The sequence below is a fragment of the Pseudomonas sp. HN2-3 genome (assembly GCF_020691745.1).
GTDB classification, from domain to species: Bacteria; Pseudomonadota; Gammaproteobacteria; order Pseudomonadales; family Pseudomonadaceae; genus Aquipseudomonas; species Aquipseudomonas capeferrum.
In genome coordinates, this window is sequence record NZ_CP085704.1 from 5,639,036 (window position 1) to 5,652,704 (window position 13,669).

Here is a 13,669-nt window from a genome sequence, read left to right on the forward strand (position 1 = left end):
TTGCCCCGCGAAGCGGCCCTCAAGGCCATTCAATCTGCCGGCTGTTTGAACACATAGAACAGGTTCGGCTCACTGACCAGGTAAATGGTCCCGGCTTCGTCCATGGCGATCCCTTCCGCCTGCGGCACCGTCTGTTTCAACCCCTGGTACCCCTTGCGCAACGACAGGGTGCTCAGCGGCCTGCCCTTCACGTCGAGCTCCAGCACCAGCCGCGATTCGTCCGACAACGCCAGCAGGTGGCCGCTGCGTTCATCGAACTGCAAACTGGACAGATCCCGTACGAACAAACGCGAATCACGCTTGCGATCCTGCACCACATTCACGGCATAAGGCTGCTCTGGGTTTTCATGCGGGAAGCCATGCACTTCGTAGATCAGCATCGGGTCACGCTCCTTGGCCACGAACAAGCGCTTACCGGCCGAGTCGTAAGCCAACCCCTCGAAGCCCTTGTTGCCGTTCAGGCCAATGCCCAGGGTCAACTGCTCGGCATCGCCGGCATCGAGGAACAGCGTGTCGTCATCAAGGCGCACGCGAATCAGCCGCTGCTGGCGTTCATCGGTGATCACATAGCTGTTGGGCCCCACGTACTCCACCGCTTCCGGGTCGCCGAAGCCGGTCAGCGGCACCCGCCGCAGGATGCGGCCGTCCAGCGACAGCTCGATCAGCTCCGAGCGTGCATTGGTGACGGTGAACAGGGTCTTGCGGTCGGGGTCGTAGGTCAGGGCCGAAATGTCGTCATCCAGCCCCTCGACAGGCTGCGCCTCGACCACTACCCGATAGCGGTCCAGGCCAATGCCTTGTTCGGCAGGCTGCCACCAGGTCTTGAGGTTGAACCAGCCCCGCTCGAACAAGCGAAACTCTTGCCCGGCCCAACCGAGCAAGAGCAGGCCAATGAAGGCTGGGATCAGTGACAGGCGAAGAAAACGACGCATTTGAGGCAGACTCGACGAAGGGGTGACGAATCTAACCACGAACAACTGAACTAAAGCTTAATGCCATCATCCGAAAAATCAGATGATCGTGTCAGTTTTTCTTGAAACGATAGAAAAGCGCCGGCTCGCTGACCATGTACAGGTTGCCCTTGTCGTCCATGGCCACGCCTTCGGCACGCGGAATGGTGTCTTCAAGGCCGTTGAAACCACCCAGCAAGGTCATGAAGCTCACTTGCTGGCCCTGCTCATCCAGCTCCAGCAACATGTTGGAGTCTGCCGACAGCACCAGCAGGTGCCCGGTACGCGGGTCCACGCCAAGGGCCGAAAGGTTGCGCAGGTCGAGTTCATCACTGGGCAGCGGCTGTTTGTCGCCCTTGAGCGGGCTCCGGCCATCGGTACTCCAGGTGTATAGCTTGGGCGGGCGCTCTTCGCCGATCACCAGGCGTTGGCGCAAAGGGTCCCAGGCCACAGCTTCGAAGCCCTTGTTGCTCTTCACCGACTTGCCCAGGTCGTAGCTTGGGAAATCGCCGTGGTTGAGCGCTGTGGTGTGCGCATCCACCTTGACCACGGTCAGGTCGTGCAGCCGCTCGTCGACGATCGCCAGGTGCCCACCCTCCATCACCGCCACCCCTTCCGGGTTGTTCCAGCCGTGCAGCGGGATCTGGCGCAGCACATTGCCGTCCAGGCTCAGCTCGACCAGGAACGGGTTCTTGCCCATGACGGCGAACAGGGTGCGGGTTTGCGGGTTGAAGGCGATGTCCGAGGCTTCGTCATCGTCCATGCCCGGCAGAGGTTTGGCGTCGATATCGACCTGGTAGGCCGGCAACCACACGCTCTCGCTCTGCTCGGCCGTGCTTTCAAAGCTTTCCTGGACCCACAGCGCCCCGCGGTCATCCCAGTGCATGGCCACGGCGACGCCATAGCCGATGACCGCAGCAACTGCCAGGCCAAAGGGCCAGCGCAGGTAGAAGCGTCGCTTGGGCTTTGCAGAAACGGGGGCGCCGGAAGGCAATGCCATGCAGAGTTATCCTGGGTGAATGGGCGAAGGTTTGCGCATTATCCAGATGCCGTGTGAAAAAACGGTAAAAACCCGCCAGATTACATCGGTGTGTGTAGGAGCGGCCTTGCCGGGGCGCCGGACCGGTCGGAAAGGGGTGCGAAGCAGCCCCGGGATATTGGCGGCGACGCTGAAATCGAGGGGCCGCTTTGCGGCCCGTTCGCGACGCAAGGCCGCTCCTACACAAGGCGGTGCCAGGTTAGAGCACCCGGCTTTCGAAGCGGCTGACACCCGGCAGTTCCAGCACCAGCTCATCACCGACATTGAACGGGCCTACGCCAGCGGGTGTACCGGTCAGAATCACGTCACCGGCCTGCAGCGAGAAATGCGCAGCGATGTGCTGGATGATCGGCACGATCGGGTTGAGCATCATCGCGCTGGTGCCGTCCTGCACCACTTCGCCATTGAGGGTCAGGCGCACCGGGATGTCGGTCACGTCCTCGAAACTGGACGCCGAAACGAACGGCGGCAGCACGCAGGCGCCGTCGAAGCTCTTGCTCAGCTCCCACGGCAGGCCCTTTTCCTTGAGCTTGGCCTGCACGTCGCGCAGGGTCAGGTCGAGCGCCGGGGCGAAACCGGAGATGGCGTCGAGCACCTCCTCTTCGGTCGGGCGGGTGGACAGCGGCTTGCCAATCAGCACGGCGATCTCGGCCTCGTAGTGCACGACACCACGGTCGGTCGGGATCTTGAAACCACCTTCCAGCGGCACCACGCAGCTACCCGGCTTGATGAACAGCAACGGCTCGCTGGGGATGGGGTTGTCCAGTTCCTTGGCATGCTCGGCATAGTTGCGGCCGATGCACACCACCTTGCCCATCGGGAAGTGAATGCGCGTGCCGTCTACGTACTGGTGCTGGTAACTCATGGCCGACTCCTCTGGATACTGCTTTTTATACGGGTGCGAAGATCTTACCCGGATTCATGATGCCGTTAGGGTCGAAGACGGCCTTTATTGCCTTCATGCAGGCGATTTCTTCGGGCGAGCGGCTGTAGCCCAGGTAGTCGCGCTTGGTCATGCCCACACCATGCTCGGCGGAGATCGAGCCGTTGTAGCGCTGGACGATTTCGAACACCCACTTGTTGACCTTGGCGCACGAGGCAAAGAAGTCATCCTTGCTCATGGCGTCGGGCTTGAGGATGTTCAGGTGCAGGTTGCCGTCGCCGATATGGCCGTACCAGACCACTTCGTAGTCCGGATAATGCTCTGCGACGATGGCGTCGATATCACGCAGGAACGCGGGCACTTTCGACACAGTGACGGAAATGTCGTTCTTGTACGGTGTCCAGTGCGAGATGGTTTCGGACAAGTACTCGCGCAGCTTCCACAGGTTTTTTAGCTGGGTTTCGCTCTGGCTCATCACCCCGTCCAGCACCCAGCCTTGCTCGACGCAGTGCTCGAAGGTAGCCAAGGCTTCGTTGGCGACCTCCTCGGTACTGGCCTCGAACTCCAGCAGCGCATAGAACGGGCAATCGGTCTCGAACGGCGCCGGCACGTCGCCACGGCCCATGATCTTGGCCAGGCCCTTGTCGGAGAAGAACTCGAAGGCGGTCAGGTCGAGCTTGCCCTGGAAGGCATGCAGCACCGGCATGATCGAGTCGAAGTCCGGCGTGCCCAGCACCATGGCGGTTAGGTTGCGCGGGGCGCGGTCCAAGCGCATGGTCGCCTCGACCACGAAGCCCAGCGTGCCCTCGGCGCCAATGAACAGCTGGCGCAGGTCGTAGCCGGTGGCGTTCTTGATCAGGTCTTTGTTCAGTTCCAGCAGCTCGCCCTTGCCGGTGACCACTTTCAGCCCGGCCACCCAGTTGCGGGTCATGCCGTAACGAATGACCTTGATCCCGCCGGCATTGGTACCGATGTTGCCGCCAATCTGGCTGGAGCCGCTGGAGGCGAAGTCCACCGGGTAATACAGGCCCTGTTCTTCGGCATAGGCCTGCAGCTGCCGAGTGATCACCCCTGGCTGGCAGACCACGGTGCGGTCGAAGGCATTGAAATCGAGAATCTGGTTCATGTAGTCGAAGGCGACCACGACTTCACCATTGGCGGCCACTGCGCCACCGGAAAGCCCGGTGCGCCCACCAGATGGCACCAAGGCCACCTTGTGCGCATTGGCCCAGCGCACAATCGCCTGCACTTGCTCGACAGTCTTGGGCAACACAATGGCAGTCGGCGCGGGCGGGTAATGCTTGGTCCAGTCCTTGCCATAGGCTTCGAGGGAAGCCGCGTCGGTCAGGACCTTGCCAGGGTCGACAAGGGTCATCAGTTCATCAATAACAGCGGGGTGCTTCATCGCTGGAACTCTCGACTTATTCATAGTCACCCTGAGCACTCTTCACCTGTCGGGATAAGCTCAGATTGTGTCGCGTATGCTAGCATAGCCCTCCCGCTGTTCATGCTAAGGCCGATGCCGCGCCTAGCATCACCCCTCGCCATTTTTTCTCCGGGATACAGGTTTACGCAGATGAGCAAGACTTCTCTCGACAAGAGCAAGATCCGGTTCCTTCTTCTTGAAGGTGTGCACCAGAACGCGGTCGATACCCTCAAGGCTGCCGGCTACACCAACATCGAATACCTCACTGGTTCGTTGCCGGAAGCCGAGCTGAAGGAAAAGATCGCCGATGCCCACTTCATCGGCATCCGTTCGCGCACGCAACTGACCGAAGAGATCTTCGACTGCGCGAAGAAGCTGGTCGCGGTTGGCTGCTTCTGCATCGGTACCAACCAGGTCGACCTGGAAGCGGCCCGCGAGCGCGGTATCGCCGTGTTCAACGCACCGTACTCCAACACCCGTTCGGTGGCCGAGCTGGTGCTGGCCGAAGCCATCCTGCTGCTGCGCGGCATCCCTGAGAAGAACGCTTCCTGCCACCGTGGCGGCTGGATCAAGAGCGCGGCCAATTCCTTCGAGATCCGCGGCAAAAAGCTGGGCATCGTCGGCTACGGCTCGATCGGCACCCAACTGTCGGTCCTGGCCGAGAACCTGGGCATGCAGGTCTACTTCTTCGACCCGCTGACCAAGCTGCCGCTGGGCAACGCTGTACAGGTCGCCAGCCTGCACGAGCTGCTGGGCCTGGCCGATATCGTGTCGCTGCACGTGCCTGAGCTGCCATCCACCCAGTGGATGATCGGCGAGAAGGAAATCCGCGCGATGAAGAAGGGTTCGATCCTGATCAACGCCGCCCGCGGCACCGTGGTCGAGCTGGATCACCTGGCCGCCGCGATCAAGGACAAGCACCTGATCGGCGCCGCCATCGACGTATTCCCGGTCGAGCCGCGCTCCAACGACGAAGAGTTCGAAAGCCCGCTGCGCGGCCTGGACAACGTGATCCTGACCCCGCACATCGGTGGTTCCACCGCAGAGGCCCAGGCCAACATCGGCCTGGAAGTTGCCGAGAAGCTGGTCAAGTACAGCGACAACGGTACTTCGGTGTCTTCGGTCAACTTCCCGGAAGTTGCCCTGCCGGCGCACCCAGGCAAACACCGCCTGCTGCACATCCACGAAAACATCCCAGGCGTGCTCAGCGAGATCAACAAGGTCTTCGCCGAGAACGGCATCAACATCTCCGGTCAGTTCCTGCAGACCAACGAGAAAGTGGGTTACGTGGTAATCGACGTCGACGCCGAATACTCGGACCTGGCGCAGGAGAAGCTGCAGCACGTCAAGGGCACCATCCGCTCCCGCGTACTGTTCTAAGTTTCACTGCATCATGAAAAAGGGAGGCCCTGGTGGCCTCCCTTTTTCGTTTGGATCCTGGGCCTGCTGCGCAGGCCTTTTTCACTCTTTCACAGTGACAGTGACCTTCTTCGATTCAACGCTCGGCTTGAACGGCACGTGATACTGGTCACCCAGCACCAGCTGCAAGGTGTGCTTACCCGGCGTCAGGGTAATGGTCGCCTCGGTCTGTGCCTTGCCGAAGTGCAGCACTTGCGGGCCGGCCGGCAGCGGCGCGTTGTTCTCCGGCATCAGGCTGGTTGGCAGCGGCATGTCGGCCACCGGCTGCTTGTCGACATCCACCAGCAAATGGTGATGCCCGGTATGCGGGGTCTGGTCACCCGCAGGTTTTAGCCCCATGCCCTCGATGCCGAACTTGACGGTGAAGGTCTTGTCGACCGTAGCGCCATCGGCGGGGGAAACGATGAAGACCTTGGCATCCTTGGGCGGCTCCTGGCTCTTCAGGGCATCCGCAGCACTGGCGAACACCGAGGCCCCCATCAGCAGACCGGCTACGGCAGCACGCGAAAATAGGCTGTTCATTCACTTCTCCTGTGATTCACTTATTGACCGCCACCTGCAAACGATCGGCGGCGGTAGTTCACCATAGCCCACAAAGAGAAATATTTCAGTTAGGGTTAAACCTCGCCAAGGCTTCAAGGTCATAGGCTGCGCTCGACCACGACGAGGAAGAAAGTCGTGGCGAAAGTTATTCATTTGCCAAAGGATAAAGGGGCATTACATGCGTTCGACCATAGGTGTACTGCTGGCAGTACTGATCACGCCATTGGCTCAAGCCGAGCTGATCGACGAAATCGCCGACCGGGGCGAACTGCGCATTGCCGTGCAGGCCGACAACTCGCCGTATGCGTTCAAGGAAAACGACCACCTGACGGGCTTTGAAATCGACTTCGGCCAAGCGTTGGCCAACCAACTGGACCTGCGTGCCGAGTTCATCGAAACACCTGCGGCCGAAGTGCTGCCAGGTGTCGAAAGTGGCAAGTACGACATCACCCTGACCCCGTCGGACAACGCGCCCAAAGCCGATACACCGTTCGACCTGAGCCAGCCTTTTGGCGAGAAAAAGCTGGTCATCCCGTTCCAGAAGGACAACCCGGCATTCGAGAGCGCGGTGAACAACGCCTTGCAGCGCCTCAAGGACAGCGGGCGCACGGCGGAGCTTGAGCAGAAGTGGTTCAAGGGTGTACAGGAGACGGCTGCAGGCCAGTGACCGCGCCTACACGTTCGCCAGTGCCTGCTGCGCTTCATCCAGCTCCAGCTCACTGAACACCAGCACCCCCTCGCGCCGCAGCAAGGCCGTGGTCACCCCTTCCCCCGGCACCTTCACCCCACTGAAGGTGCCATCGTAGGTCAGGCGATTACCACACGAGGGGCTGCCGGACTTGAGCACCGCGACCCGAATCCCGTGCCGGCGCACCAGCGCCAATGCCAGTTGAGCACCCGCCAGGAAGGCGTCGCTGACGTCCTCACCGGTTACCGTCAACACCTGTGCCTGGCCGTCGAGCACCTCGCCGCCCTGTCCGCCGGGGATCTCCGCAGGCGGGCGCGGGGTCGGCAGGCCGCCGGCCACTTCCGGGCACAACGGCACCACCCGCCCTTCGCCCTGCCAGCACTGCAACAGGCCCGGGTGGCCACTGGCGCGGCCGTCATAGCGCACCGGCTGCCCCAGCAGGCAAGCGCTGACCAGTACCTTCGGCAGCTCAGAACGGGTCATTGCCACGCCTGCGGAACCAGCCGGTCAATGACAGGCGCTCACGCCCGGCCGGCAACACCTCATGGGGCACATCGCCCGCCAGAAACACCACCAGGCAGCCGGCCACAGGCTGCACATCGTGCTCGACACCATTGGCCAGGAACATGCGTAACTGGCCGCCATCCTGCGGCTGCCAACCCTCGTTCAGGTAGAACACCGCCGAGACCATGCGCCGGTCATCGTCACGGAAGCGATCCAGGTGACGGCGGTAGAACGCCCCTGGTGGGTACAGGGCGAAATGGCATTCGAAGTCTTCCAGGCCGAGAAACAGCCCCTGGTTGATGGCCAGGCGCAGCTGGTCCATGGCTGCCAGGTACTGGTCGCAGGCTGCGGCCTGGCCGGGGTCGATCCACTGGATCTGGTCGCCGCGGATCGCCTCGCGTACCTCCTGTGAAGCCCCGCGCCCGACCCCAGCCGGGTTGAGTTCGCCTTCGGCATCACGGCGTCGGCACTCGGCCGCCAGCGCGCGCACCAGGTCGGCAGGCAGAAAGAGCGCCTGCTGGGACCAGCCATGGGTGGCCAGATCGTCGACGACGGCCGCAAGCATCGGGTGTTCAGGGGAGGTGTGCATGGCGCGCATCATATCCATTAGCCCTGCACTCGCACAGCGCCACTTGGCTGAGAAGCGCGCAGGTATCTCGACAAACCGACGCTGGGACAAGGACAATGGCAGCCTGCCGACAGGAGTCCTGAATGCGCCGTCTGTTTTCCCTGATTCTGCTGATGATCTGCGCCATGCCTGTCTGGGCAGACAACCTGGATCAACTGTACAAGGCCGCCGGCTGGCCCGACCAGCGCGCCCACTTCAACGATGCCCTGAGCGCCGCCCAGGAACGCTATCGCAACAGCCTGCCGCCTGCGGTCTACCAAGCGCTGGTCAACAACAGCAATCAGCGCTTCCAGGCCCAGGCCGTGGACCGTCGTGCCCAGGCGCAACTGCGCGCCACCCTGAACAACCCCGCACCCGCGCTGGCCTTCTTCCAGTCGCCGCTGGGCCGCAAGGTGGTGGCCGCCGAACTGCAGGCCACGCGCAAGGACCAATTGGCCAAGCATGCCAAGGGCCTGCCGAAGATCCAGGCCAGCGACGACCGCTTGCTGCTCATCGGCCACTTGGCCCAGGCGTTGCCAGCCCGCGAAGCGGGTGCCGAAGTCAGCCTGGCGATTGCCGGCGTCGCCGCCGACAGCCTCAGCTCGATGATCCCCGGCCTGTTCGGCGGCGGTCAGGCCCAGGGCCTGCTCGACGGCCAGCGCCAGCGGCTGATGAACCAGATCGGCGAAGACCTCAACAATACCCTGCTGTATGTCTACCGCGACTTGTCCGACGCCGAGCTTGAAGCGTTTGCCACCTTCGCCGAATCGGCCGAAGGCAAGGCGTATTACCAGGCGGCACTGGCGGCGGTGCGCGCGGGGCTGGCGGTGGGCCAGAGCGCTGCCGACCTCAAGTGATCAGCCAAGGCGCTGGTCGATGAAGGCGAAGTAACGCTGGCGAATGCCGGGCAGTTCATTGGCCAGGTGGTGCCGCGCGTCGGGCAGCATCAGGATCTGCGGCTCGGTGAACTTGGCCTTGAGCACTTCGAGGTTGTAGGGCCAGTCTACCGTGCCATCCGCCTCACCCTGCACGATCAAGGGCCGCCGCGTGCTGCGTGGCGCCGCTTCTATGCGCTTGACCCAGGCGATCAGTGCACCGACCCATGCGGTCGGGAGGCGGCGCGGTTGCAGCGGGTCGGCCTCCAGGAACGTCAGGAATGCCGGGTCATTGGTGTTCTCACTGAACCGCCGTTCGATACCGTTGACGAAATGGCGCAGCACACAGTAGCTGAACTTCGACCACCGCCAGGCACTGGGCCGCACCAGCGGTGCAAGCAGAATCACCTGTCCGTCGGCCGGGCTTTGCTCGCCCCGGTGCAACAGGTGGTCGACCACGATGGCGCCACCCGTACTCTGCCCGCACAGGTGCCAAGGGCGCGGCAGGTCCAGCCTGCGTGCTTGCTCGAACAGCGTATCGAGCACCTGCTGATACAGCGAGAAGTCACTGATGCTGGCCCGCTCACCACTGGACAGGCCATGCCCGGGCAAGTCGCAGCTGATCACCGCGTAGCCCTGGCCCAGCGCCCACTCGATCACATGCCGGTAGAGGCCCATGTGGTCGTAATAGCCATGCAGCAGGAATATGGTGGCCACCGGCTGCGGCGGTAGCCAGACTTGCCCAACCACATCGAACCCGGCCGCCTGGAAGCCACCCAGCCAGCGCTGTACAGGCAGATCCAGGCCGTAGAAATGCTGGTAATCCCGACCCTGCGCCGACAACGGCTGGCGATCGGTCAAGGGCGCCAGGCTGGCGCGCAGCAGGTCGGGGAGTAAGGCAGCGGGCATTGGGTACATCCAGAGCGAAGCGAGTATTGATCTGTGATATTCAGCTCTGAGCCTCAACGTGGCAAGCTTGATCACTTACCAATACCTGGCATCGGTCCTTGTAGGAGCGGCCTTGCGTCGCGAACGGGGTGCGGAGCAGCCCCAGGATTTCAGCTTCGCCGCCAACATTGCTGGGGCTGCTCCGCACCCCGTTCGCGACGCAAGGCCGCTCCTACAAAGGCCCGCGGACACCCTCATGAATTCTCGCGCCATCAAGCTGCTTGCCCTGTTGCTCTGCATCCTCACCCTGTGGCTGGCCTACGACGCCTTCCAGGCCCGCTACCTGCGCCCGTTCGACAACCAGACCACCCTGTTCGACGGCAGCCAACTGCAACTGCCCCCCCAACTGGCCGGCCCCGGGCCGATCCGCGTCGTGCACTTCTGGGACCCGGCCTGCCCGTGCAATGTCGGTAACCAGCAACACCTGGGCGACCTGGTCAGCCAGTTCACAGGGCAGGGCGTCACTTTCCATGTGTTGCAAAAGCCCGGCAGCCACGGCCAGCTACCGGCGAACCTCACTGCCCTCAAGCCCCTCGCCAGCCTTCCTGGCAGCGAACACCTGCCCGCCTCCCCGGCCGTGGCCATCTGGGACCGGCAAGGCCACCTGGCCTACTTCGGCCCCTACAGCGAGGGCGCGGTGTGCAACGCCAGCAACAGCTTCATCGAGCCGATTATCAAGGCGTTGCTGGACGGCCGCCCAGTGACCGCCTCCAACACCCTGGCGGTGGGTTGCTACTGCCCTTGGGGCGCCTGACGCACCCGCGCCGGGTTACCCACCACCACCGCACCCGCGGGCACATCGCGCGTCACCACGCTGCCCGCGCCGACCACCGCGTTGTCGCCAATGGTCACCCCCGGCAGGATGATCGCCCCGCCGCCAATCCACACATTGTTGCCGAGGGTCACCGGCCGACCGCTTTCAAGGCCGGTGCGGCGCAGCTCAGGGTCCAATGGGTGGTCGGCGGTGTAGATCTGCACCGCCGGGCCAATCTGGCAATCGTCGCCGATGTGCACCGGCAGCACATCGAGGATCACGCAGTTGAAGTTCATGAACGTATTGCTGCCAACGTTGATGTTGTAGCCATAGTCGCAATAGAACGGCGGGCGGATCACCGTGCCTTCGCCGGCTTGGCCAAAGTGCTCGGCCAGCAGGCTGTGACGTGCGTCGTTGAGCAGTTCGAAGCTGTTGTTGTAGCGATGCATCCAGTGCTTGTTGGCAATCTGCTCGGCCTGCAGCTCGGGGCAGCCTGCGTGGTAGAGCTGGCCGCTGAGCATTTTCTGTTTTTCGCTGAGGGACATGGAAACTCCTTTCGAGGGCTATGCTCTGTTCGCGAATCCGTCGATGATCGGACCACAGTTTCCGTTCGAATGCACAAGGAGTCTCGATGAAGCGCAGCCTGACCCTGTTGGCCGTGGTGATCGCCGTGGCCGCTGGCGCCGGTTACTGGTACGTGCACGGCAAGCTGCCACAACGCGAGGGCGAGGTGCTGATCGCCGGCCTGCAGGCGCCGGTCAGTGTGCGCTATGACGCGCGCGGCGTGCCGCACCTGCAGGCGCAGAACGAACAGGACCTGTATCGCGCCTTGGGCTACGTGCATGTCCAGGACCGGTTGTTCCAGATGGAAATCATGCGCCGCCTGGCCCGAGGCGAGCTGGCCGAGGTGCTCGGCGACAAACTGCTGCCCACCGATACCCTGTTCCGCAGCCTGCGCATCCGCGATCAGGCGGCACTGATGGTGCAGCGGCTGGACCGTCAATCGCCCGCCTGGCAGGCCTTGCAAGCCTACCTTGAAGGCATCGACAGCTGGCAGGCCAGCCACCCCAAGCCAATCGAATTCGACCTGCTGGGCATTACCCCACGTCCGTTCACTGCCGAAGACACCCTCAGCATCGCCGGCTACCTGGCCTACAGTTTCGCCGCCGCGTTCCGTACCGAGCCGGCACTGACCTACATCCGCGACCAGCTTGGTCCGCAGTACCTGAAGATCTTCGACCTCGACTGGCAGCCCGAGGGTGCCTTGGCTAGCCCCTTGGCCGCCGCCGACTGGCGCAGCCTGGAGGCACTTGCCCGGCTCAGCCATGACGCCCTGAACGACGCCGGTATCCCGCAGTTCGAAGGCAGCAACGCCTGGGCCGTTTCCGGCAGCCGTACCCGCAGCGGCAAGCCCCTGCTGGCCGGTGACCCGCACATCAGTTTCGCAGTGCCGGCGGTGTGGTACGAGGCCGAACTTTCGGCGCCTGGGTTCAACCTCTACGGCTACTTCCAGGCCCTGAACCCCTTCGCACTACTCGGGCACAACCGCGACTTCGGCTGGAGCCTGACCATGTTCCAGAACGATGACGTCGACCTGATCGCCGAACGGACCAACCCCGCCAACAGCGACCAGGTGATGATCGACGGCACATGGCAAACACTGGAAAAGACTGAACAGACCATCGCCGTCAAAGGCGAGGCTCCGGTCACCATCAGCCTGCGCCGCTCGCCCCACGGCCCGATCGTCAACGAGGTGCTGGGCGCAAGCGCCGGGACCACGCCGGTGGCCATGTGGTGGGCCTTTCTTGAAACCGAAAACCCGATTCTCGACGGGTTCTACCAGCTCAACCGTGCCGACACCCTGGGCAATATGCGCGAGGCCGCCGCTAAGGTTCAGGCGCCTGGGCTGAACTTCGTCTGGGCCAATGCCCGTGGCGATATCGGCTGGTGGGCAGCGGCACAACTGCCGATCCGCCCGCAAGGCGTCAACCCGACGTTCATCCTCGATGGCGCCAGCCCGCAGGCGGACAAGCTCGGTTTCTACCCCTTCAGTGCCAACCCTCAGCAAGAGAACCCGGCACGCGGCTACATCGTTTCGGCCAACTATCAGCCGCCCTCGGCCGTGCCCGTCCCGGGCTACTACAACTTGCCGGACCGCGGCCGCCAGCTCGACCGCCACCTGGCCAACCCTGACGTGAAGTGGGACACCCAGAACAGCCAGGCCTTGCAGCTGGACACCACCAGCGATTATGGCCCGCGCACCCTTGCCCCGTTGCTGGCGACGCTGCGCGCGGTGGCCGAGGGCGACGAGGAAAAAGAGCTGGTCGAGCAACTGGCCGCCTGGGCCGGTGACTACCCCCTGGACTCGACCAGCGCGACGCTGTTCAACCAGTTTCTCTATGAACTGGCATTCGCTGCCCTGCATGACGAACTGGGCGACACCTGGTTCCCGGTGCTGATCAGCACCCGTGCCATCGATGCCGCCCTGCCCCGCCTGGCAGCGGATGCCGCGTCGCCCTGGTGGAGCACCCGAGGTGCCAACGAACGTACCGACCGTGCGGCAATCGTGCGCATCGCCTGGCAGAAGAGCCTGAAGCACCTGCGCGATACCCTGGGCAGCGACCCGGCCAGTTGGCAATGGGGCAAGGCCCATACCTTGACCCATAACCATCCGCTCGGCGTGAAAAAGCCGCTGAACCTGCTGTTCAACGTCGGCCCGTTTGCCGCGCCAGGCACGCATGAGGTGCCCAACAATCTGTCGGCGAAGATCGGGCCGGCGCCATGGCCGGTGACTTATGGGCCTTCGACGCGAAGGCTGATCGACTTTGCCGATACGGGGCAGGCATTGACGAGCAACCCGGTTGGGCAAAGTGGCGTGCCGTTTGACCAGCATTATGCGGACCAGGCCAAGGGCTATATCGAGGGGCAGTATCAGAAGGCACAGATGGGAGTGATACCGGCGCAGAGCACCTTGAGATTGCTGCCGGCTGAGTAAGGGCTGCTGCGCAGCCCATTCGCGGGGCAAGCCCGCTC

At 63.1% G+C, this 13,669-nt stretch carries 14 protein-coding genes; 5 read left to right on the forward strand and 9 right to left on the reverse strand.

Annotated features, from left to right (window positions below):
- Positions 1-29: 29 nt before the first annotated feature.
- From LJX93_RS25545 to LJX93_RS25560, 4 genes are all read right to left on the reverse strand, one after another.
- Positions 30-932: an SdiA-regulated domain-containing protein gene (locus LJX93_RS25545; protein WP_033702078.1), complete on the reverse strand. Its 903-nt coding sequence runs from the start codon at positions 930-932 to the stop codon at positions 30-32.
- A gap of 91 nt (positions 933-1,023) precedes the next feature.
- The gene (locus LJX93_RS25550; RefSeq protein ID WP_033702079.1) at positions 1,024-1,950 is read right to left on the reverse strand and encodes an SdiA-regulated domain-containing protein; all 927 of its coding nucleotides are present in this window, start codon (positions 1,948-1,950) and stop codon (positions 1,024-1,026) included.
- A gap of 238 nt (positions 1,951-2,188) precedes the next feature.
- A complete protein-coding gene (locus LJX93_RS25555; RefSeq protein WP_033702080.1) occupies positions 2,189-2,854 on the reverse strand; it encodes a fumarylacetoacetate hydrolase family protein in 666 nt (221 codons plus the stop codon).
- Between the two features lie 25 nt (positions 2,855-2,879).
- On the reverse strand, positions 2,880-4,277 hold the full coding sequence (locus LJX93_RS25560; protein ID WP_156309946.1) for an FAD-binding oxidoreductase: 1,398 nt from the start codon (positions 4,275-4,277) through the stop codon (positions 2,880-2,882).
- 171 nt (positions 4,278-4,448) lie between these two features.
- Here LJX93_RS25560 and serA point away from each other — a divergent pair, with 171 nt between their 5' ends.
- A complete protein-coding gene (gene serA, locus LJX93_RS25565) occupies positions 4,449-5,678 on the forward strand; it encodes a phosphoglycerate dehydrogenase (protein ID WP_027592284.1) in 1,230 nt (409 codons plus the stop codon).
- Positions 5,679-5,759: 81 nt separating this feature from the next.
- Here serA and LJX93_RS25570 read toward each other — a convergent pair whose 3' ends face one another.
- Entirely contained in the window at positions 5,760-6,239 is a 480-nt protein-coding gene (locus LJX93_RS25570; protein ID WP_047582145.1) for a DUF4399 domain-containing protein, read from the reverse strand.
- 199 nt (positions 6,240-6,438) lie between these two features.
- Here LJX93_RS25570 and LJX93_RS25575 point away from each other — a divergent pair, with 199 nt between their 5' ends.
- Positions 6,439-6,927, forward strand: coding sequence for a transporter substrate-binding domain-containing protein (locus tag LJX93_RS25575; RefSeq protein WP_033702083.1), 489 nt, complete (start codon positions 6,439-6,441; stop codon positions 6,925-6,927).
- Between the two features lie 6 nt (positions 6,928-6,933).
- Here LJX93_RS25575 and LJX93_RS25580 read toward each other — a convergent pair whose 3' ends face one another.
- Together LJX93_RS25580 and LJX93_RS25585 are read right to left on the reverse strand one after the other, a co-directional pair.
- A complete protein-coding gene (locus tag LJX93_RS25580) occupies positions 6,934-7,431 on the reverse strand; it encodes a DUF523 domain-containing protein (RefSeq protein ID WP_033702085.1) in 498 nt (165 codons plus the stop codon).
- Positions 7,418-8,050, reverse strand: coding sequence for a 2OG-Fe(II) oxygenase (locus LJX93_RS25585; protein WP_033702087.1), 633 nt, complete (start codon positions 8,048-8,050; stop codon positions 7,418-7,420). Before LJX93_RS25585 ends, LJX93_RS25580 begins: the two co-directional genes overlap by 14 nt.
- A 113-nt stretch (positions 8,051-8,163) precedes the next feature.
- Between LJX93_RS25585 and LJX93_RS25590 the strand changes: the two genes are divergently transcribed.
- Positions 8,164-8,916, forward strand: a complete 753-nt coding sequence (locus tag LJX93_RS25590; protein WP_033702088.1) for a DUF2059 domain-containing protein — start codon at positions 8,164-8,166, stop codon at positions 8,914-8,916.
- Here LJX93_RS25590 and LJX93_RS25595 read toward each other — a convergent pair whose 3' ends face one another.
- A complete protein-coding gene (locus LJX93_RS25595; RefSeq protein ID WP_227696524.1) occupies positions 8,917-9,843 on the reverse strand; it encodes an alpha/beta hydrolase in 927 nt (308 codons plus the stop codon).
- A gap of 235 nt (positions 9,844-10,078) precedes the next feature.
- Between LJX93_RS25595 and LJX93_RS25600 the strand changes: the two genes are divergently transcribed.
- Positions 10,079-10,636 carry a DUF6436 domain-containing protein gene (locus LJX93_RS25600; protein ID WP_033702092.1) on the forward strand — a complete coding sequence of 186 codons (558 nt, stop codon included), beginning with the start codon at positions 10,079-10,081 and terminating at the stop codon, positions 10,634-10,636.
- On the opposite strand, the gene LJX93_RS25605 is transcribed toward LJX93_RS25600, so the two are convergent.
- A complete protein-coding gene (locus LJX93_RS25605) occupies positions 10,615-11,181 on the reverse strand; it encodes a sugar O-acetyltransferase (RefSeq protein WP_033702094.1) in 567 nt (188 codons plus the stop codon). The genes LJX93_RS25600 and LJX93_RS25605 overlap by 22 nt on opposite strands.
- A gap of 86 nt (positions 11,182-11,267) precedes the next feature.
- On the opposite strand from LJX93_RS25605, the gene LJX93_RS25610 reads away from it, so the two are divergent.
- Positions 11,268-13,631 (forward strand): penicillin acylase family protein, encoded by a 2,364-nt coding sequence (locus LJX93_RS25610; RefSeq protein WP_227696525.1) that lies wholly within the window; start codon positions 11,268-11,270, stop codon positions 13,629-13,631.
- The last annotated feature ends 38 nt before the right edge of the window (positions 13,632-13,669 follow it).